The organism is Methylophilus sp. 3sh_L (assembly GCF_046766015.1).
Taxonomy (GTDB): Bacteria; Pseudomonadota; Gammaproteobacteria; order Burkholderiales; family Methylophilaceae; genus Methylophilus.
In genome coordinates, this window is record NZ_JBKOUF010000001.1 from 262,353 (window position 1) to 282,297 (window position 19,945).

Annotated in this window: 17 protein-coding genes; 9 read left to right on the forward strand and 8 right to left on the reverse strand. The window is 51.6% G+C overall.

The window, feature by feature from the left end:
* Positions 1-53 precede the first annotated feature (53 nt).
* The 4 genes from ACIDF8_RS01355 to lgt all read left to right on the forward strand — a co-directional run bounded on the left by ACIDF8_RS01355 (position 54) and on the right by lgt (position 6,899).
* The gene (locus tag ACIDF8_RS01355; protein WP_412008829.1) at positions 54-3,191 is read left to right on the forward strand and encodes an efflux RND transporter permease subunit; all 3,138 of its coding nucleotides are present in this window, start codon (positions 54-56) and stop codon (positions 3,189-3,191) included.
* Positions 3,188-4,645 carry an efflux transporter outer membrane subunit gene (locus ACIDF8_RS01360; protein ID WP_412008830.1) on the forward strand — a complete coding sequence of 486 codons (1,458 nt, stop codon included), beginning with the start codon at positions 3,188-3,190 and terminating at the stop codon, positions 4,643-4,645. The genes ACIDF8_RS01355 and ACIDF8_RS01360 overlap by 4 nt, the downstream gene beginning before the upstream one ends.
* 109 nt (positions 4,646-4,754) lie before the next feature.
* Positions 4,755-5,999 carry an MFS transporter gene (locus ACIDF8_RS01365; RefSeq protein ID WP_412008831.1) on the forward strand — a complete coding sequence of 415 codons (1,245 nt, stop codon included), beginning with the start codon at positions 4,755-4,757 and terminating at the stop codon, positions 5,997-5,999.
* Between the two features lie 108 nt (positions 6,000-6,107).
* Complete coding sequence (lgt, locus tag ACIDF8_RS01370; RefSeq protein WP_412008832.1) at positions 6,108-6,899, forward strand: prolipoprotein diacylglyceryl transferase; 792 nt, start codon at positions 6,108-6,110, stop codon at positions 6,897-6,899.
* Here lgt and ACIDF8_RS01375 read toward each other — a convergent pair.
* Together ACIDF8_RS01375 and ACIDF8_RS01380 are read right to left on the reverse strand one after the other, a co-directional pair.
* Positions 6,871-7,185 (reverse strand): YkgJ family cysteine cluster protein, encoded by a 315-nt coding sequence (locus ACIDF8_RS01375; RefSeq protein WP_412008833.1) that lies wholly within the window; start codon positions 7,183-7,185, stop codon positions 6,871-6,873. The two genes, lgt and ACIDF8_RS01375, sit on opposite strands and share 29 nt — an antisense overlap.
* 6 nt (positions 7,186-7,191) lie before the next feature.
* The gene (locus ACIDF8_RS01380) at positions 7,192-7,932 is read right to left on the reverse strand and encodes a competence/damage-inducible protein A (RefSeq protein ID WP_412008834.1); all 741 of its coding nucleotides are present in this window, start codon (positions 7,930-7,932) and stop codon (positions 7,192-7,194) included.
* Between the two features lie 196 nt (positions 7,933-8,128).
* Here ACIDF8_RS01380 and ACIDF8_RS01385 point away from each other — a divergent pair, with 196 nt between their 5' ends.
* The gene (locus tag ACIDF8_RS01385) at positions 8,129-9,802 is read left to right on the forward strand and encodes a diguanylate cyclase domain-containing protein (RefSeq protein WP_412008835.1); all 1,674 of its coding nucleotides are present in this window, start codon (positions 8,129-8,131) and stop codon (positions 9,800-9,802) included.
* A 48-nt stretch (positions 9,803-9,850) separates the two neighbouring features.
* Here ACIDF8_RS01385 and ACIDF8_RS01390 read toward each other — a convergent pair whose 3' ends face one another.
* From ACIDF8_RS01390 to polA, 5 genes are all read right to left on the reverse strand, one after another.
* On the reverse strand, positions 9,851-10,090 hold the full coding sequence (locus tag ACIDF8_RS01390) for a GlsB/YeaQ/YmgE family stress response membrane protein (RefSeq protein WP_412008836.1): 240 nt from the start codon (positions 10,088-10,090) through the stop codon (positions 9,851-9,853).
* 151 nt (positions 10,091-10,241) lie between these two features.
* Positions 10,242-10,460 (reverse strand): hypothetical protein, encoded by a 219-nt coding sequence (locus tag ACIDF8_RS01395; RefSeq protein WP_412008837.1) that lies wholly within the window; start codon positions 10,458-10,460, stop codon positions 10,242-10,244.
* 257 nt (positions 10,461-10,717) lie between these two features.
* Complete coding sequence (locus tag ACIDF8_RS01400; RefSeq protein ID WP_412008838.1) at positions 10,718-11,005, reverse strand: GIY-YIG nuclease family protein; 288 nt, start codon at positions 11,003-11,005, stop codon at positions 10,718-10,720.
* Positions 11,006-11,245: 240 nt separating this feature from the next.
* Positions 11,246-12,166, reverse strand: a complete 921-nt coding sequence (locus ACIDF8_RS01405) for a hypothetical protein (protein ID WP_412008839.1) — start codon at positions 12,164-12,166, stop codon at positions 11,246-11,248.
* Positions 12,148-14,913: a DNA polymerase I gene (gene polA, locus ACIDF8_RS01410; protein ID WP_412008840.1), complete on the reverse strand. Its 2,766-nt coding sequence runs from the start codon at positions 14,911-14,913 to the stop codon at positions 12,148-12,150. Before polA ends, ACIDF8_RS01405 begins: the two co-directional genes overlap by 19 nt.
* A gap of 96 nt (positions 14,914-15,009) precedes the next feature.
* Between polA and ACIDF8_RS01415 the strand changes: the two genes are divergently transcribed.
* From ACIDF8_RS01415 to ACIDF8_RS01430, 4 genes are all read left to right on the forward strand, one after another.
* Positions 15,010-15,735 (forward strand): TIGR00730 family Rossman fold protein, encoded by a 726-nt coding sequence (locus tag ACIDF8_RS01415; RefSeq protein ID WP_412009630.1) that lies wholly within the window; start codon positions 15,010-15,012, stop codon positions 15,733-15,735.
* A 123-nt stretch (positions 15,736-15,858) separates the two neighbouring features.
* Positions 15,859-16,203: a DUF2782 domain-containing protein gene (locus ACIDF8_RS01420; protein ID WP_412008841.1), complete on the forward strand. Its 345-nt coding sequence runs from the start codon at positions 15,859-15,861 to the stop codon at positions 16,201-16,203.
* Positions 16,204-16,243: 40 nt separating this feature from the next.
* Positions 16,244-17,170 (forward strand): homoserine kinase, encoded by a 927-nt coding sequence (locus ACIDF8_RS01425; RefSeq protein ID WP_412008842.1) that lies wholly within the window; start codon positions 16,244-16,246, stop codon positions 17,168-17,170.
* Positions 17,171-17,204: 34 nt separating this feature from the next.
* A complete protein-coding gene (locus ACIDF8_RS01430; protein WP_412008843.1) occupies positions 17,205-18,002 on the forward strand; it encodes a BPSS1780 family membrane protein in 798 nt (265 codons plus the stop codon).
* Between the two features lie 57 nt (positions 18,003-18,059).
* On the opposite strand, the gene ACIDF8_RS01435 is transcribed toward ACIDF8_RS01430, so the two are convergent.
* Positions 18,060-19,859, reverse strand: a complete 1,800-nt coding sequence (locus ACIDF8_RS01435) for a GGDEF domain-containing protein (RefSeq protein ID WP_412008844.1) — start codon at positions 19,857-19,859, stop codon at positions 18,060-18,062.
* Between the last annotated feature and the right edge of the window lie 86 nt (positions 19,860-19,945).

Genomic DNA, 19,945 nt, shown 5'->3' on the forward strand with positions numbered 1-19,945 from the left:
ATTATGTTACCAAGGGCCTGGGCTGTGACCAGGTCCGTCTCAGGGAAAACGATATGACCCGATTTTTTATCACGCGCCCGATCTTTGCCAGCGTGCTGTCTATCATCATCGTGTTGGCAGGCTTAGCTGCTGCATTTAAATTACCGATTGCCCAGTATCCGCAAATCGCGCCACCCACCGTGTTGATTACGGCAAGTTACCCTGGTGCAAGTGCCGAGACACTCTCTAAAACAGTGGCAGCGCCAATTGAAGAGCAATTGAGCGGCGTGGAAAACCTACTCTACTTTAACTCAAGCTCGGATAGTAGCGGAACGTTAACCATCACTGCTACGTTTGATATTGGCACCGATGTTAACCAGGCGACATTTAACGTCAGTAACCGCGTGAATATTGCGCTGCCTAGGTTGCCAGAGGACGTACGCCGGACGGGTGTGGTCGTGCAGAAACGCTCGAATGACATTCTGCTGGTGGTGATGCTCACCTCAAAAAACAAAGAACATAACCGTTTGTTCCTGAGCAACTATGCCACCTTAAATATGCTGGACGAGTTCAAACGCATCAAGGGTGTGGGCGATGTCACCATTTTTGGTGGCCAGGATTACTCCATGCGTGTGTGGCTACGCCCTGACCGCATGGCGCAACTCGGCGTCTCAACCAGTGATATTTCTGCCGCCATCAGTGCACAAAACGCGCAATATGCTGCTGGTAAAATCGGTGCTGAGCCCGCATTACCTGACCAGCAACTGGCATTTACCGTGACTGCCAAAGGGCGTCTGATTGACCCTGAACAGTTCGGAAACATTATTTTGCGTGCGCAAGGGCCGAGCGGGGTGCTCTACCTTAAGGATGTAGCCAGGATTGAGCTTGGGGCGCAAAACTACAACGTAGCTTCTGCCTTGGATGGTCAGGCCGGTGTGGCGATGCCGATCTTTTTGCAGACCGGTGCAAACGCGCTGGATACTGCCAATGCCATCAAGGCCAAGGTGGAGGAGTTAAAAGCCAAATTCCCAGAGGGTATGGAATACAACATTCCCTATGACACCAGTGACTTTGTGAAAGCCACCATCAAAGAGGTGTTCCATACCTTTGGTGAGGCACTGGTGCTGGTGGTGATTGTGGTGTTCCTGTTCCTGCAAAGCTGGCGCGCAACCCTGATCCCGATGATTGCCGTGCCAATTTCGATTGTGGGTACCTTCGCTGGTCTATATATCTTTGGCTTCTCGATTAACTTGTTGACCTTGTTCGCCATGATTCTCGCCATCGGTATTGTGGTGGATGATGCGATCGTGGTGCTTGAGAATACCGAGCGCCTGATGAAAGAGGAGGGCTTAAATCCTTTACATGCGGCGATTAAATCAATTGCTCAGGTGCAAGCCGCCGTGGTGGCGATTGTGCTGGTGCTTTGTGCAGTGTTCGTGCCGGTTGCTTTCCAGGGCGGGATTGCCGGTGAGTTATACCGCCAGTTTGCGGTAACCGTCGCGATCTCGGTCGTGATCTCAGGGGTGGTCGCATTGACGTTGACCCCAGCGCTGTGCGCGATGATTTTGAAAAGCGGTGGTCATCATGAGAATGCTTTTTTCAAGAAGTTTAACCAGGGTTTTGGCCGTCTGACCAATTTTTACACTGGTACCGTCCGTATGACCTTGCGCCACAAGATCATCGGTGCAGTCGTGTTCGGTGTCATGCTGGTGGTGATGATCTTCCTGTTCCGCACCGTGCCAGGCGGGTTTGTGCCGCCTGAAGATCAGGGCTATGTGATCAGTATTGTGGTCATGCCCGACGGCGCCACCTTGAAACGGACCTCGCAGACGACCGAAAATATCCGGGCCACAGTGGCCAAGGATCCTGCGACGGCGCATGAGTTTGCGGTGAATGGTTTTGAATTGCTCACTGGAGCGAACAAAACCAATGCGGCAACCATGTTTGTGCGTATGACAGATTGGGATGCGCGTACTACCAATGCGGATCAAATGGTGGGCAAGCTGATCGGTATTGGCATGAGCCAGCCGGATGGCATGGGTTTTGCCGTCAACCCGCCTGCGATTCGAGGGTTGGGGTCCGCCGGTGGTTTTGAAGTCTACGTACAGAGCCAGGGGGATACGGATCCCATCAAGTTGTCGCAGGTCATGAACAACTTTATGGATGCGATGCGTGCCAATCCACAACTGACTGGCATTAACAGTTTCTTCCGCCCCACCGTACCACAGTTGTACATTGAGGTAGATGAACCTAAGGCCTTGTCGCAGAATGTGAAAATCGCGGATATTTACGCGACCTTGCAGAGCACCATGGGCTCGCTCTACGTCAACGACTTTAACCGTAATGGCCGCACTTACCGCGTGCAATTACAAGCCGAGGCGGGTTACCGCATGAAGCCTGAGGACTTGGGTAAGGTGTATGTACGCAGCCAGCCTACGGATGATAATCCGAGTGGCAATATGGTGCCAATGTCTGCGTTGGCCAAAGTGAGCAACATCGTCGGTGCCGAGCAGTTGGAACGCTACAATGGCCTGCTGTCTGCCAAAGTGTTCGGTAGTGGCGCGCCTGGTGTGAGCTCTGGCGATGCGATTAAACTGGTGGAAAAAATTGCCAAGGAAAACTTGCCGGATGGCTACCAGATTGCCTGGACCGGGCAGGCCTACCAGGAAAAACGCACCGGCTCCGCTGCGCTTGTGGCATTTGGTTTCGCCACAATTATGGTGTTCCTGATCTTGGCGGCACAGTTTGAAACCTGGTCATTGCCATTGGCGGTGATTATGGCGATCCCGTTCGCGATGACTGGAGCATTGCTGGCCGTGCTGACACGTGGCATGAACAACGATATCTACTTCCAGATTGGCTTGATTACCCTGATTGGCCTGGCGGCTAAAAACGCCATCCTGATTGTGGAGTTTGCCTCGCAAAAAATGGAAGAAGGGATGCCGTTGGCTGAAGCAGCCCTCGAAGCAGCCCGCTTGCGCTTTAGACCGATTGTGATGACCTCTATGGCCTTTGTGCTGGGGATTATCCCACTGGTATTCGCCACCGGTGCAGGGGCTGCGGCTCGCCAGTCCATGGGGACAGGTGTGTTTGGCGGCATGTTGCTGGCAACCTTTATTGCTACGATCTTTATCCCATTGTTCTTTACCTGGCTGACCAACGAGAAAAAAGTGCGTCACCATGGTCATATTGAAGAAGAGGAAGCGGTATGAAACCGACAGTAAAACAACTGACGTGGGTACAACGCCCACTCATCGTCGCACTGGCAACCCTGTCGTTGGCAGGTTGCCAGTTGCTGGGGCCACTTTATAGCCGCCCCGAGAGTCCCTTGCCACAAAAGTTTGTTGAACCTGAAAGCACATCCACTGCAGTTCCTGCGGCGCAAATGCAGCAATGGTGGTCGCTGTTTAATGATCCGCTGTTAAACAAGCTGATTGATCAGGCACTAGCCAATAACAGTGATGTGCAGCTCGCTGTCGCCCGGATTGAACAATACGATGCCGTGGCGCGTGAAACTTCAGGCAATGTTTTGCCTACCATCACCTTGGACAACAGTAATACACGGACCAGAATCACAGGCGCAGGTCCTAACCCGGTCTTTGGCGTCAACCCGCGTAACGATAATAAACTGGCGTTAAACGGCAGTATTGAGCTGGATGTCTGGGGTAAGCTGAGAACCGCAAATGCCGCCGCAAGGGCGAATTTGCTGTCTACAGAATATGCACGTGAGGCAGTGCGTTGGTCGTTGGTCGGTCTTGTGGCCAATCAGTACCTGGCAATCCGTAGCCTGGATGGCCAGCTGGCCGTCAATGCCGAGAACATCAAAACGGCGCAGGAAAGCCTGGCGATGACCCAGCGGCAATTGGATGCAGGCGTGAATACTGCCCTGGATGTGAATCAGGCAGAACTGGTGGTCACCAATTTACGCGCGCAAGCGCTGGAATTGCAGCGCCAACGGTCAGTCAGCGAACACCAGCTAGGGGTGTTGACCGCCGATTTAAGTGTCAAAATCCCGGTCGGCGGTTTAATGTCTATGCCGATGCCACCAATGCCGCCCGCGGGCTTGCCTTCTACCTTGCTGGAATCGCGTCCTGATATCCGCCAGACTGAGCAGGATTTGATTGCAGCCCATGCGAATGTGAAGTTGGCAAAAGCAGCCTTGTATCCGACCTTGTCACTCACCGGCGCATATGGTGGTGAGAGTAAAATTCTGAGTGACCTGTTTACGGCACCTGCCAAAATCTGGACGCTGGGTTTTGCCGCAAGCTTGCCAATTTTTAACGGTGGTCGCTTGAACGCCAGGGTAGACCAGGCTTCTGCCTTACAGAAGCAGGCGGTCATTAATTATCAGGCTGCCCTGCGTACGGCGTTTAGCGAGGTGAATGATGCGCTGGTGAATACCCGGCAATATCGTGAGCAGGAAACTGTGGCTGAGTCCAAGCAAAAAACCACGGCTAATATCCTGCGGATTTCGCAGAACCGCTATCAGGCCGGCTACTCTAGCTATCTGGAGGTGCTGGATGCGCAACGTAACCACAACGAGGCCACACAAGCCCTGGTGCAGAGCCGGCAAAATACCCTGACTGCAACGGTGTCGTTGTTTAAGGCCTTGGGCGCAGGCTGGGATCCAGAGCCGTTAAAGAAAAAAGCTGATACTGCCAAGTAAGCTGAGATAACCATATGACGCCGGGAGGGTGACCTTCCGGTTTTTTTATTGCCGTTGTTGTTGTCAGTGTTGGCTTGGAAATTTCTGGTCTGCCAGCTAATATGCTGCGATGCCGCAGCCCTCTCTCAAACACATCGCTTTTGCCAGTTTTATTGGCACAGCCATCGAATTTTACGATTTTTATATCTATGCCATGGCAGCAGCCCTGGTCATAGGCCAGGTGTTTTTTCCTGCCAGTGCGCCAGCAGTGCAGTCGCTAAACGCCTTGCTTACCTTTGGGCTCGCTTTTATTGCGCGGCCATTAGGCGCATTGTTGTTCGGTCATTTTGGTGACCGGATTGGCCGCAAATCCACGCTGGCAGGGTCGTTGCTGGTCATGGGGAGCTCAACCTTTTTGATTGGCGTCTTGCCAGGCTATGACCAATGGGGGCTCTGGGCGCCTGTGTTGCTTTGTTTGTTGCGGTTTGGGCAAGGCCTAGGCTTGGGCGGTGAATGGGCAGGAGCGGCTTTGCTGGCCACCGAATATGCGCCTGCGCACCGCCGCAGCTGGTTTGGCATGTTTCCGCAACTTGGGCCGTCGATAGGATTTTTACTCGCCACGCTGACTTTTTTAGCCTTAAGCCTGGGGCTGACGGAGACGCAATTTGAGCAATGGGGGTGGCGTGTACCCTTTATTATCAGTGCAGTGCTGGTCATGGTCGGACTGTATGTCCGCTTCAAGCTGGCGGAAACGCCCGTATTTGCACAAGCACAATCGTCAAAACAATTGCATCGCTGGCCGCTCAAGCCGCTATTGTTACAGCATGGACGGGCCATCGTCCTCGGTGCGCTGGCGATGGGGGTCTGCTATCACCTGTTTTATACGGCAACCGTGTTTTGCCTGAGTTATGGCACACAAACCCTGCATATTCCGCGCCCCGTTTTTCTGGGCTTGCTGTGTATTGCGGTGCTTGGCATGGCGCTGGCGACGCCGCTGGCGGCCTGGTGTTCGGACAAGGTTGGTCAGCGGCCGGTACTGATGCTCGGACAAGGATTGGCTGTCTTGCTGGGATTTGCTCTGGCACCGCTCATAGGTAGTGCGGATAGCTGGCTCATCCTGCTCTTCCTGTTTGCTGCGCTGTTTTTAATGGGCGTCACCTTTGCGCCTATGGGCGCTTTTCTGCCACAGCAGTTTCCGGTAGCGGTGCGTTACAGCGGGGCAGGCCTCAGCTATCAATTGGGGGGTATCCTAGGGGCATCCTTCGCACCAGCCATTGCCCAGTATCTGGTCAGCCAGGGCGGTTTGGCTTGGGTAGGTGCTTATCTTTCTTGCATGGCCGTGATCAGTCTGTTTGCGGTCTGGCGCATGGCTTAGGTGATCATGCAGGCAACTGGCAGCGCTAATTGTGTCGCTTTTCGCAACAGTTTGCCTGAGCAGGCAAGGTCAGCAGTTATAATTCAATTTTTTTCACGGTGATACGGCATGTTTACCCATCCGGGCTTTAATCCAATCGCATTGCAAATTGGCAGTTTTGGCATCCACTGGTATGGCCTGATGTACCTGATCGGCTTCTTTGGCGGTTTATGGCTGGGTCAATATCAGGTCAAGCGTTTGCAAAAACTTGACCCCAACTCGCCCTGGCAAGCGCGCGATCCGGATGACATGCTGTTTTATATCGCACTCGGCGTCGTCTTTGGCGGACGTTTAGGCTATGTGGTGTTTTACCAGCCTGGTTATTTCCTGCAGCATCCCCTAGAGATTTTCGCCTTGTGGCAAGGCGGCATGTCGTTTCATGGTGGATTTATCGGCGTGATGGTGGCGATGGCTTTGTTTGCCCGCAAGCGTGGCGTGATTTGGCTGCAATTGATGGACTTTGTTGCGCCCTTGGTGCCGATTGGCCTGGGTGCAGGGCGGCTGGGAAATTTTATTAATGGCGAGTTATGGGGGCGACCAACCAATGCGGATTGGGGCATGGTGTTTCCAGCCGTGGATCAGGTGGCGCGCCATCCATCACAGTTATACGAGTTTACGCTCGAAGGCATTGCACTGTTCCTGATTCTCTGGTGGTTTGCTGGCAAAAAACGCCCCATCGGTGCGGTGTCAGCCATGTTCTTGCTCTGTTATGGCAGTTTCCGTTTTCTGGTTGAGTTTACGCGCGAGCCGGATAGTTTCTTGGGCCTGCTATCGCTGGGCTTGAGTATGGGGCAATGGCTCTGTCTCCCTATGATCCTGGCAGGGATCTGGCTCATGCGCCGGGCTTATCGTCAGCGTTAAATCCAGATTTTCCATTAGGCTTGCCTGGCTGAGTGGCACGCTCCAATGCACTCAGCCATTCAATCGCATATTGCCGCCCTTGTGCTTCTTCTCCGCACATTTCGAGGCTGGGACTTAAGCCGCCGCAAAACGCCGGCCGCTCCGGCTTACCAAACAATTTGCATCGCAACTGGTCATCAAGCTGTATGCAGGGTACCCCCGCTGGCTTGCCATTTGGCATGCCGGGAATCGGGCTGTTGATGGACGGGGCAATGCAGCAGGCTCCGCAGTGAGGGCGGCAGTCCATCCGGGCTTACACATCCACCCAGGGGTAGCCTAGGGCAGACACGCCAGCCTTCAACTCTAGCATGGCTTGAATTACATGCGCACTTTCGCCTTTGAGGCCGACTTCCGTAGTGCGGCGCTGGTTGGTACGCGGCAAGCTGAACAACTTGAGCATGGGATAACGGCTGAGCATGCTGTTCATCAAGTCAATCAAATCACTTTCACCTGCCTCAGTGACGACAATGGCTTGCTCCAGATAGTCCTGGCCATGAAACAGGTGGCTGTAATAAGTCTCTAGCACCCACTCCACCATCGGATGCGCCATTTCAGGGAAGCCCGGCACAAAATAATGCTCGTGAATACTGAATCCGGCCACGCGGTTGACCGGGTTGGGGATGAGCTCACACCCTTGCGGAAAATCAGCCATGAGAACCCGCTTGGGATAAGCGGCTTCCCCATATTGCGCTTCAATATTCGCGACGGCGCCCGCATGCCGTTCGATGGGGACGCCCGCTGCCGCGGCCGCGCATTGCCTGGTGTAGTCATCCGGGGTGGCGCCGATGCCACCAAAACTAAAGACCACATCGCCACGGGCCATACTGGCTTTGAGCAGGCTGGTGATCTGTTCGGGGATATCGCCGATAAAGTGCGCCCAGCTGAGTTGCAGGCCGCGGGCAGACAATAGTGAAATGACCTTGCTTAGATGCGCATCCTGGCGTTTCCCTGACAGGATCTCGTCCCCAATAATATAGATACCAAACTGGCGCATGTTATTTTGAGTAAATGGCGATTGAAAGTGATTTTTAACAGCAGCATAATACCAAGCAATTGCTAAAAATCACACGGCGGGATTGCCCCATTGTGAATAGGCGCTGGGCAGGCAGCAGGGGAGAAACGCTTGCGTGTGACCGCTACTGATGCGTTCAAGTTTTGCCCATGATCTGCAGAGGATCGAAGGAAACCCTTTGAACAGTTTTCTCTTTGATTTTGTAAGTCCAGCTGGCGCCATCATCTCATCGCGTTATGAACCGTTGATGGTCGGCTTGTCTTATCTGATTGCGCTCATCGCCTCTGTGATTGCCATGCATCTGGCCGAGGTATCCAGACAATTTCACCTCAAGCGGGACCGTCATCTCGCCATGCTCGGTGGCGCACTCGCCATGGGGGTGGCGGTGTGGGGCATGCATTTTTTGGGCATGTTGGCGTTCGAGCTGTGCACGACCGTTCAATACGAGCTGGTCATTACCTTACTCTCCATATTTCCTGCGTTTATTGCGTCCTGGGCAGCCATGCAATGGATGGCCCATGTCAGAAAACATACTTACGATTTATGGTTGAGTGGTACCTTGATCGGCGTCGGTATTGGGGTGATGCATTACACGGGCATGCTGGCGATGCAAACTTCGGCCGCGCTGGTATTTAACCCCTGGTTGGTGATGATGTCAGTGCTCGCTGCGCTGGGGTTGGCGATCATGGCGTTGTGGTTTCATCAATTTTGCACACGATCCCCTTCATTGAGGCCATGGCGCCATCTTTTGAGCGGGCTGGTGATGGCGTCTGCCATTACCAGTATGCATTATTTAGGCATGGCCGCGGCGCGTTTTATTGGCACCCCACAGTTTAGTGAACCCGTCCCCACGGTAGACCGATTGTATCTCTCATTGCTGGTAACCATGGGCGTTGTGACCTTGCTGGGTGGTGTCCTGGCACAAACGATGATCACCCGCCAACGTCAATTGGCCAGGGAGCTCCAGTTCAAGGAGCATCAGATGCGGGTCATTTTTCAGCATGCGATAGATGCCATTGTCATCACAGATGCCAAGGGGCATATCCAGATGGTGAACCGCGCTTTTGAAGCGATGTTTGGTGTGCAGTCGCAAGCCATGGCCGGCCGCCAGATTGCCAAGATGATTCCTGACTGGAAGCAGCTGAGCACTTTATCGCGCAAACGCAGGCAACATGACCAGGCACAAAAAGTCGTGGCGGAACGCAATGGGGTACACGCCGATGGCCGTGAAATCCCGTTACGGATCGCCTTGACACGCGTCATTGAAGAGGAGCTGGACTTTTGTATCAGCTTTTTGATGGATTTGACCGTGTTTCGCCAGCAACAATCGGCCTTAGAAAAGCTGCTCACTGAAGATCCTTTGACCGGTTTGTTCAACCGGCGCGGCATGTTGAGCATGATGCATGGCATGGTGAGCCAACTGCACGCGGCGCACGACCACCAAGGCGTTGTTTTATTGTTTGTGGACCTGGATGGATTCAAGGCCGTCAACGACACCTATGGGCATCCCGTGGGGGACGAGGTGTTGATGAGTATTGCACAGCGCTTGCCGAATGTCTTACGAGAAGCAGATATGGTCTGCCGTTACGGAGGAGATGAATTCGTGATTTTGCTCACGTTCTCAAGCCACCCGGAAGCACTTGCCAGCATGGTGGCAGAGAAGTTGATCGAAATCATCAAGCAGCCGATCAAGCTGCAATCTGGTCATCAGATCCATGTGGGGTGTAGCATAGGCATTGCCTATGGCAAGCCAAACACTGCTGAGGAAATAGAGGCCTTATTACAGAAGGCCGATAACGCAATGTATCAAGCCAAAAAAGGAGAAGCTGGAAAAGTAGTCTTTTCCAGCTGAGGTCTGCTACAAAAATATTAAGATATCAGGCAGTTTTAAAATTTGCCTTTAAGCTGACCTGAGTAGACGGGAAATAAATATCAGGAACACGGCGCCTATCGTTGCCACCACGATGCTCCCTATCATGCCGCCACTGGCACTCAAACCGAGCAGGCCAAACAGCCAGCCACCTACTACCGCACCGGCAATGCCAAGTACCAAATCCCAAATCAGGCCAAAGCCATCGCCTTTCATAATTAAGCCTGCCAACCAACCGGCAATAATCCCTACGACAATTGTCCAAAGCATGTGCATACTCCCTTGTTGTTGTGATGAAGCTGTATGCTAAGCGCAGGCGCATCTGCCATCTGTCAGCCCGTGTAGGAAAAACTTGTCAGATTAAACTGACTCGCAATACTTGCTAAGCGCTGGCAAGTATTGCGATCAAGGCAGTGCACGCTTATTTTTTGAGGCCAATGATCAATAAAGCCGCCCCGGCGGCAATCACAATCAGGCTCAGCGCTTGTGGAACCTCAACCTCTTTGGTGATCTCTGCATTGGCCTCTAAAGAACCAATTTTTGCCACAGTCTCTTTGCTCTCGTAACTGAAGCCTTTGAAAATGAGGCCTGCTGCACCGGCTGCGATAAGAAATATGCCAATAATGATGGTGGATTTCATGGTTGATAAGCCTTTTTAAGAGTTAATTAAAGTGTCTCTGAAATTCAGTTTTTAACACAGTACTACATTCGGTGTTTTTAATGAACAGGACGCGGCTGATAATAGGTAAGGTTGAAAAGTGCGCCAGGAGAAAATGTTGCTATTCGATGATGCACTTAGAATGCATCACTGTAATCACGTTTTAACATGCTTTAGTGTAAACATTTAAGCATGACTGACAGTCAGCATATTCATAGAGTGGATTTGTCTTATTTTCATTAAACTAGCTCGAAATATAAATCTCGCCATTGAGGGTTACTGTTTTCGATTAGCTCAAGTTTCCAGGCGCGGTTCCACTTTTTTAGCTGCTTTTCACGAGCAATGGCCGTTAGCATATCCTCGCATTGCTCATAATACACCAGATGATGCACGGCATATTGCTTGGTAAAGCCATCCACCAAGCCCTCCTTGTGCTGCCAAACACGCGCAATCAAATCGCTTGTAACGCCGATATACAGCGTTCCGCGCGGCGCACTGGCAAGGATATAAACGCAAGGCTTTTTCATTGGCGATGACTCAGTTTATTTAAAGTCAACATGGATTCCCGCGTTCGCGGGAATGACGAACTTGGTCCATCTGAAGCAAAATAGTCTGTTTGATGAATTTGTAAGGGTTTAAATGACTTTTTGTTCTCAGGTTATATTGTAGGCTTATACGCTTGCAAGGTCCGCCAAACTCCGTCATTCCCGTGAAAACGGGAATCCATTTTGGAATATTTCATAAAGCAAATAGCACAAGTTAATCATTTACAGTTTTTTGTCAAAACTAAAAGTACCCATGCACCACCAAGGAGAGCGGGTATATTGATTTTTATAGCCTGAGATTCCGGCAATGATGCGGGTATTTAATCTGGCCAGATGAAATGGAAGCTGATAAGCATTTGTATCAGAGGAGCCAAATCCAATAGTTGAATCTAACCAAACTGCCTCATGAACTAAATTATTTCTTACTTTATAGATTTGATCCACTAAGTCCTCATTGAAAACGCTATATGCATCGCACAAAATTCTGAAACGGTTTTTTTGATTTTTTGCAGTGACATGTGGTTGAAGTTCAAGATGAAGCTTGTAAAGTGAATCAAAGACCATGTATTGGTGCATGAAAATATCCCACTCCCACTCAAGACTTCTGGCGCGATTAAAGACATACAATATGTTTACAAATTTAACCCTCAAGGGCTCACTCAAATTTTTCCACCATGTGTAAACCTGCTCAAGGAAGTCAAAGGTGGTAGCTGTAGTGATGTAAATGTTATTGACTGATTCAATAGGCACTCGACCATCAAACTTCCAGTTGCTTGGCATTAATCTGGTACCGTACAAATATGCAAGCAAGAAAATAAGCAAAGTTGTATCAGTACCTTTATCACCGGATGTGCATATAGGGTTTTGAATTGATAGATGATGAGATGGTGGCATGAAAAACACGGATGCCGGTCTCTCTGATCTTTCGATTTTATCTTTTAGATCTTTTGAGAAAAAATCTACTTCATATAAAGCAGTTTGTGGTGGATAGTAAAAACCATCTCTGTGAGATACTTCTTTTAGCGCATCTAATATTTCACTATGATTTGGAAGAGGCGTAATTGATACATCTAGAAAGTCACCTTTGATAGGATTTGCTAGAAATCCAAAGTCGCATTCAACCACTAATGCGCCCCCTCCCAATTCCCCCCTACGCCCACTTCCGCCAACAACGGCACTGACAATTGTGCTACACCCTGCATGAGTTGCGGCAGTTTTTCTTTCACTAATGCCAGCTCTGCGTCCGGCACTTCAAGCACCAGTTCATCGTGTACCTGCATAATCAGTTTGGTCTGCAGTTTTTGCTCAGTCAGCCATTTGTCCACGGCAATCATCGCCAGTTTGATCAAGTCAGCCGCGGTACCTTGCATGGGCGCATTAATGGCGGCACGTTCGGCGCCGTTTCTTCTTTGTACGTTAGCGCTGTTGATTTCTGGCACCCACAAGCGTCTGCCGAAATAGGTTTCAACATAGCCTTGCTGTTTTGCCAGTGTGCGCGTGTTTTCCATATAGGCTTTCACGCCGGGATAACGGGCGAAATAACGCTCGATGTAGTTGGCTGCCGCACCGCGTTCGATATTGAGGTTTTGCGCCAGGCCAAACGCGCTCATGCCGTAGATGAGGCCAAAGTTGATGACTTTGGCATAGCGGCGTTGTTCGTTATCGACCGCAGTTTTGTCCACGCCAAAAATCTCGGCGGCGGTGGCGCGGTGGATATCTTCGTTATTGGCAAACGCAGTCAGCATCCCTGCATCTTGTGAGAGATGCGCCATAATGCGCAGCTCAATCTGCGAATAGTCCGCCGAGATGATCTGGCTACCGGGCGGGGCGATAAAAGCTTCGCGGATGCGTCGGCCTTCGGCGGTGCGCACCGGAATATTTTGCAGGTTGGGGTCTGAGCTGGCCAGGCGGCCCGTGATGGCGACGGCCTGATTGTAATTGGTGTGCACCCGCCCGGTTTGCGCGTTGATCATTTTTGGCAGTTTGTCGGTGTAGGTGGATTTAAGCTTGGCTAAACTGCGGTGCTCCAGAATTACCTTGGGCAGCGGGTAATCCAGTGCCAGCTCTTGCAATACATCTTCGTCGGTACTGGGGGCACCGGAAGGCGTTTTTTTCAAGGGCTTGATGCCGAGTTTGCCAAACAGGATTTCTTGCAATTGCTTGGGGGAGCCAAGGTTAAACGGTTGCCCGGCCAGTTCAAACGCCTGTTTTTCTATCTCCATCAACCGCAGGCCAATTTCATTGCTCTGGCGGTTGAGCATATGGCTGTCGATCAACACGCCGTTGCGTTCCATGCGTTGCAATACCTGCATGCTGGGCATTTCCACCTGCTCATAAATAAAGCGCAGTTTGTCTGACACCGTCACTTGCGGATAAAGGGCGTGATGCAATTGCAGGGTGATGTCGGCATCTTCAGCGGCATATTCGGCGGCGACCTCTACAGTCACCTGGCTGAATGGCACTTGTTTTGCGCCTTTGCCAGCCACGGTTTCGTAGCTGATGGGGGCGATGCCAAGGTGGCGCTCGCTCAGCTCATCCATGCCATGCCCTTTGTGACTCTCAAACACATAGGATTGCAATAGGGTGTCATGCGCGATGCCTTGCAGGTGAATGCCATGATTGGCCAGCACATGCATATCGTATTTGAGATTTTGGCCGACTTTTTGAATGTTTGGGTTTTCCAGAATGGGCTTGAGTTTGTCCAAGGTTGCGGCTAATCCCAGTTGCGCAGGTGCATCAAAGTAATCATGGGTGAGCGGGATATACGCTGCTTCACCAGGGGTCACGCTAAACGAGACACCGACAATTTTGGCCTGCATGGGGTCTAGAGAGGTGGTCTCGGTGTCAAAGCAAATCAAGCTGGCTTGTGCCAACTTGGCCAGCCAGGTCTCCAGTTCGCTGTCCGACAAAATGGTCTGGTACAGCCGTCGGGTATCTGGCGAGTAGTCGCTACTGGTTTGCCCGGCAACCTCCTCGGCGGTCGGTGCAGCCGGATTTTCAATCACTGGCGCGGTTGCACCGTCTGGCAATTTGTCTAATTCGCGCTTCCAACTTCTAAACTCAAAATGGTCAAACAGAGCCAGCAGTGCAGGCTTGTCCGGCGCTTTGGGGATCAGTTCATCAAAATGCTCACGGATACCGATGTCACAGCGGATGGTGATCAGCTCGCGTGCCGTCGGTAACCAGGGTAGGGCTTTGCGCAGGTTTTCACCGACCACGCCTTTAATGTTGTCGGCATTGGCAACAATGTTGTCGAGAGAACCGTATTCGGTGAGCCATTTAACGGCCGTTTTCGGCCCGACTTTTTCCACGCCAGGCACATTGTCTACACTATCCCCGACCAGTGTCAGGTAGTCGATCATTTTGCTGGGCGGGATGCCAAATTTATTTTCTACTCCGGCAATATCCAATACATCATCGGTTTTACGGAAGGCATCGCGCATGGTGTTGACCACCGTGATATGGTCATTCACCAGTTGCGTGATGTCTTTATCGCCAGTCGAGATGATGGTACGGATCCCCTCTTTTTCAGCCTGTTTGGCCAGTGCGCCAATCACATCGTCGGCCTCTACGCCTTCTTCAATAATCAGCGGCCAGCCCATGGCGCGGATGGTTTCATACAGCGGTTCAATTTGCACGCGCAAATCGTCTGGCATGCTGGCGCGGTTGGCCTTGTATTCTGGGTATAGGTCGTCGCGGAAGGTTTTGCCTTTGGCGTCGAACACACAGGCGCTGTAATCAGAGGGATAGTCCTTGTGCAGGCGCCGTAACATATTCAGCACGCCTTGAATCGCCCCGACCGGCTCGTTGGCTGAGTTGCGTAAATCCGGCATGGCGTGAAACGCGCGGTATAAATAACTGGAGCCATCGACCAGCAGCAGGGTTTTCATCGTGTGTTCTCAAGAGTCAAATCAATGGCGTATTTTACGCATTTCAAAGCCACTTCATGTACACTAATTTGGTTTTGATTGTTGAAGGACTGAATGATGACCACCCCCAAGCTGCCAACCATGGTCGAGCCTGAGTTGCTCAATGGCGATAGTGCCAGCCATGAATCCTGGCATGCCTTTGAAATCATGGCCGAGTTTGTCGGCGCGACCGAAAACCTGAAGGCGATTACACCGGCCGTCTCCATTTTTGGCAGTGCACGCACCAAGCCAGACCATCCCTATTACCAACGCACTGAAGAAATTGCACGCCTGTTATCCGATGCCGGTTTTAGCGTCATCTCTGGCGGCGGGCCTGGCATTATGGAAGCGGCCAATAAAGGCGCATTTCCTGGTCGCGGTGCCAGTGTCGGCCTCAACATCAAATTGCCGTTTGAACAGCATGGGAACCCCTATCAGGACATTGGCATCAGTTTTAAATACTTTTTTATGCGCAAGGTCATGTTCGTCAAATACGCCAGTGCGTTTGTCGTCATGCCGGGGGGCTTTGGTACGCTGGATGAGCTGATGGAAGCGATTACGCTGGTGCAAACCGGCAAAAGCCGCAAAATCCCGATTATTCTGGTGGGTAGCCAGTTCTGGGGTGGCTTGATAGACTGGTTGCGCAATACGCTGGTGGCGGAAGGCATGGCTTCACCGGCGGATATGGACCTGATCCAGGTGATTGATGAGCCACCGCAGATTGTCGAGGCGATTTTCAAACATTATGAAACCACGGGTTTTGAGCTGACGCCGGCCGAACGCAAGATGCAGCTGTACCTGTAAGTGTCACAGCTAAGTGTCACAGGCGCGCGCCCAACCACCATCTTTACAAGTTTATTCAGCGCCGGATATCCGCCACTGCATGGGTTTTTGCTAGAATAACAACCACTGACTAAGGAGTCTTCCATGCATAATCTTTCCCGTTTTGTGTTGGCTACACTGTGCCTCGCAAGTTTTTCAATGCTGGTGAGCGCGGCTGCCCCTAAAGATGCCGAATTGCTGGATGACATTCCATCCCCGCCCAAGGTGATTGAAGGGCAACCTATTGACCAGCCGACCATCTCCAAGCGTAAGGATGGCGAGAACGATGTTGAAGAGTACAGCCTCAATGGCGAGGTGTATATGGTGAAAGTGACGCCACCCAATGGCAAGTCGTATTACCTGCACCGTGAAGACCGCAACGGTGAGTGGGTGCATGATGGTCCTTCACGCCCCGTCTCCGTACCCAAATGGATTCTTTTCCGCTTCTAATGTTTTTTGAACTGCCTTTAACGGCAGGGTTGTCACCTACATGTCTGTTTTTACCACTCTGAGCCTGGATGAAGTGCGCCTATGGTTGGCGCCTTTTAATGTTGGCGAGCTGCAAACGTTGCGTGGCATCGCCGCCGGCATTACCAACACCAATTATTTTGTCGAAACCAGCCAGTCGCGCTTTGTGCTGACGGTATTCGAAAAAAACGATTTTGACGAATTGCCTTATTTTGTCCATTTAATGGCGCATTTATCGCAGCATGGCATTCAATGCCCCAGCCCGATTACGGATAGGGCTGGCGTGGCGTTGCACCGGATTCATGGCAAACCTGCCCTGATGGTGAGTTGCCTGCGTGGCAGTGATGTCAGCCAGCCTAACCTGGCCCAGATTGAGGCGGTCGCGCAAACTTTGGCACGCATGCATCTGGCCGGGATGGCGTTTCATGAGCAGTCACACAATCAGCGCGGCCAGGGCTGGCGCGTCATGACTGCCCAGCAAGTCATGCCCAAGCTAGCGCCGGTGCAGCAACATTTACTCCAAGAAGAGTTGGAGTTCCAGCATGGCCTGGATTTGTCCGGCCTGCCGCACGGCGTGATTCACGGCGATTTGTTCCGCGATAATGTGCTGTTTGACGGGAATGTACTGGGCGGGTTTATTGATTTTTACTATGCCTGCCACGATGTGTTGGCCTACGATGTCGCCATTGCCGTGAATGAGTGGTGCGTGGATGCCAATGGTGCCTTTGTTGACGATAAACTGGCTGTATTCATGAACGCGTATCATGCCGTCCGCCCGTTTACTGCAGAGGAAAAATCTTTCTGGCCGGCACTGTTGCGCCGCGCTGCCTTGCGCTTCTGGCTATCACGCCTGTATGATTTTTACTATCCTGTGGCAGGGGAGTTGACCCATGCCAAAGACCCGGCACATTTCGAGCGGGTATTGCTGAATCGTAAAGCGCTGACCTAATACCGCCTGGTCACGCCATAAAAAAGGGAGTCACATGACAGAAACAAAGAGCCAGCGCGGCATGCGCTGGGTGAAAGAAAGCCTGGCGTTATTTAAAACGCAGCCACACATATGGATGTTATGCTCACTGGCGTACATCGTGATTTTCATGGTGTTGCCATCCTTACCGTTGCTGGGCTTTCTGGGCATGGTGAGTGTGGTGATCTGGCCGGTCTGTATGGCCTGGATCGTGATGCTCTACCGCCAGGTGGATATGCACGGGGAGATGTCGCCCAGCGCGGCCTGGCAACAACTCAAACACAACATGAAGCCCTTGTTGTTACTCGGGGCCAGCTGCCTGATTTATGCCGTGCTGGCGACCTATCTGCTTAGCAGCGAACTTGCTTACCTGATCTCTCATGCGCCAACCAAAGCCGGCATGAGCGACTCACACATGACCAAGTTTCTTGAAAATACGCTGTCATTCATGGTTAAAGTGCTGTTGCTGTTACTGCCTTTGTTTATTGCGACCTGGTTTTCGCCGATGCTGATCGCCCTGAATGGCTACCCGCTGGTCAAAGCAATCAAATCCAGCATTGCTGGTATGCTGCAATATACCGTACCTATGGGCGTGTCCTGGTTGGTGATGACCCTGGGCATGCTGGTTGTCATGCTGGGCCTGGGCCTGGTGATTGGCATTTTAGGCGTGTTGATTCCCATGGTGTCGCAGTTACTCATGCCGCTGTTGGTTTTTATTGCCTTGCTGGTCATCAATGCCTTGATGTTTGCATTCCAATATATCAGCTATAAAGATGTGTTCCGCGCGGCGCCGCAAGTTAACCCATCATTCTAGTCAATCCATATTAAGGATGCGCGGAATTAAGTGTCTGCGCGAGCAATCCGTGAGTCTTTAAGCGCGTTTGCTCATCACCATCGATACAGCCTGTTTGCGTCGCTCTGTAAACAGGCTGTTGCCAGCAATCTTCTTGGCCTGTTTTTTGGCATGGCTCATGGCGCCAGCTACTTCGTGATGGCTGGCGAACAATTCTGCGCTGACCCTGACTGCACCGATGGATAAGCTGCCAAATGGGAAAAAATGTTCATTACCCAAGCGGTCTTCAATATGGATGCCGCCGGATTGCACATCCTTGAGGTCATAAAAATCCGGCATGACCTTGCCGACGGTATCCAGGATATCGCGGCAAACTCTTTCCCAGTCCTCGTTCTGAAACACAATCACAAAGTCATCTCCACCAATATGGCCGACAAAGTCATGTTCAGGATTTACCATGCCACTGAGCATGCGTCCGACAAACTGGATCACTTCATCGCCACGACGGTAACCATAAGCATCATTAAATGGCTTGAAATGATCCAGGTCGCAATAGCATGCGACAAAATCAATCCGCCGCTCCAGCAACTTGTCGATATGCGCATTAATCGGCACATTGCCCGGTAGCAGGGTGAGTGGGTTGGCATAGCGTGCGGCATGGATCTGCATATTGGTTACTTCGCGCAACAGAGCATGGCCGCTGCCCATGCCCACATAACGCTCGCCGTCGGCAATCATAAAACCGTTCAATAAATACTTGGGATCCGCTTGCAGGATCAACTCGCTCAAGGCCAGGATGTTCATGTCTTTTTGGACAATCAGGCACTGTGTGTCCATAAAGGTTGTGCAAGATTTTTTGCCATGCAACTCTTTTTGATAACGCCGCGCAAAGCGGTCTATGGTGTCATAACGGCTGATCAGCCCCAGCGGCTTGCCTTTATGGTCAGTGACTGGGATCGAGTTTAAGCTGCTATCGTGATGAAACCAGTCATAGACTTCTTCATTGGTCATTTCTGGCAAGGCCGCCACCTGATAGCTGGTTAACCCGGAAACGGTTGCCTGCTTGGAAACCATGGTTTGCTGGTCAGCAAACAAACGAATAATGTTTTTATTGAGCAGGTGACTGACTTCTTCAGTCAGCGTCGATTGGAATTTAGGGAACGGCCGACCCAGCAGGTAGCCTTGGGCAAAGTCTATCTTCAAGTCTTTGATGACGGCCAGTTCATCTTTGGTTTCTATGCCCTCGGCAATGGTTAGCGTATTCGATTCCGCCGCAATTTTTTGGATGCCCCGCACAAACTCCAGCTTGATCGGATCGTTGTGGATATTGGCAATAAAGTGCTTGTCGATTTTGACGTAATGCGGTGACAGTTCTGACCACAGCCGCAAGCTTGAGGTCCCTTCTCCCAGATCATCCAGCGCGATTTTAAACCCGAGCGCCTTGAGTTTGGTGACTGCTTCCTTGAGTTCGGCGTAGTCACGGATGGTCGAGCTCTCGGTGATTTCGATGACAATATCACTGGCCGCCAGCTGATATTTTTCTAGCTGTGCGAGGCCAAAACACCAATCGCCATCGCTAAGTAGCAATGCGTCCGGGCTAAAGTTCACAAACAGTGGCATCGCATGGCTGGCGCGGCGGTATTCTGCAAAAATCACATCGCGCGCCAGGGACTCCATCTCCATCTCGCGCCCACAGACACTGGCTGCATTCAATAATGCAATCGGTGAGTGTAGCTTGGACTCAAGTGGCCCGCGAATCAGGGCCTCATGGGCAAAGACCTGGGCTTGCTTGATGTCAATAATCGGTTGAAACAATGGCAACAAGTTTTTCTGTGCCAGGATGGCGTCAACTTCGGCATTGGGGGCAGCATAAATCATGCTAGCAGTATCGACGATCCCTGCAGATTCTTGACCAAGGAAATGTCAAGATTGGATGAAATATTTATGACGATGTGTTCTGGCTA

What these genes read in the sequence shown, in the direction of transcription:
- ACIDF8_RS01355 (WP_412008829.1), top strand. Translation starts at nt 54, where the DNA reads ATGACCCGATTTTTTATCACGCGCCCGATCTTTGCCAGCGTGCTGTCT.
- ACIDF8_RS01360 (WP_412008830.1), top strand. Translation starts at nt 3,188, where the DNA reads ATGAAACCGACAGTAAAACAACTGACGTGGGTACAACGCCCACTCATC.
- ACIDF8_RS01365 (WP_412008831.1), top strand. Translation starts at nt 4,755, where the DNA reads ATGCCGCAGCCCTCTCTCAAACACATCGCTTTTGCCAGTTTTATTGGC.
- lgt (WP_412008832.1), top strand. Translation starts at nt 6,108, where the DNA reads ATGTTTACCCATCCGGGCTTTAATCCAATCGCATTGCAAATTGGCAGT.
- ACIDF8_RS01375 (WP_412008833.1), bottom strand. Translation starts at nt 7,185, where the DNA reads ATGGACTGCCGCCCTCACTGCGGAGCCTGCTGCATTGCCCCGTCCATC.
- ACIDF8_RS01380 (WP_412008834.1), bottom strand. Translation starts at nt 7,932, where the DNA reads ATGCGCCAGTTTGGTATCTATATTATTGGGGACGAGATCCTGTCAGGG.
- ACIDF8_RS01390 (WP_412008836.1), bottom strand. Translation starts at nt 10,090, where the DNA reads ATGCTTTGGACAATTGTCGTAGGGATTATTGCCGGTTGGTTGGCAGGC.
- ACIDF8_RS01395 (WP_412008837.1), bottom strand. Translation starts at nt 10,460, where the DNA reads ATGAAATCCACCATCATTATTGGCATATTTCTTATCGCAGCCGGTGCA.
- ACIDF8_RS01400 (WP_412008838.1), bottom strand. Translation starts at nt 11,005, where the DNA reads ATGAAAAAGCCTTGCGTTTATATCCTTGCCAGTGCGCCGCGCGGAACG.
- polA (WP_412008840.1), bottom strand. Translation starts at nt 14,913, where the DNA reads ATGAAAACCCTGCTGCTGGTCGATGGCTCCAGTTATTTATACCGCGCG.
- ACIDF8_RS01415 (WP_412009630.1), top strand. Translation starts at nt 15,010, where the DNA reads ATGACCACCCCCAAGCTGCCAACCATGGTCGAGCCTGAGTTGCTCAAT.
- ACIDF8_RS01420 (WP_412008841.1), top strand. Translation starts at nt 15,859, where the DNA reads ATGCATAATCTTTCCCGTTTTGTGTTGGCTACACTGTGCCTCGCAAGT.
- ACIDF8_RS01425 (WP_412008842.1), top strand. Translation starts at nt 16,244, where the DNA reads ATGTCTGTTTTTACCACTCTGAGCCTGGATGAAGTGCGCCTATGGTTG.
- ACIDF8_RS01430 (WP_412008843.1), top strand. Translation starts at nt 17,205, where the DNA reads ATGACAGAAACAAAGAGCCAGCGCGGCATGCGCTGGGTGAAAGAAAGC.
- ACIDF8_RS01435 (WP_412008844.1), bottom strand. Translation starts at nt 19,859, where the DNA reads ATGATTTATGCTGCCCCCAATGCCGAAGTTGACGCCATCCTGGCACAG.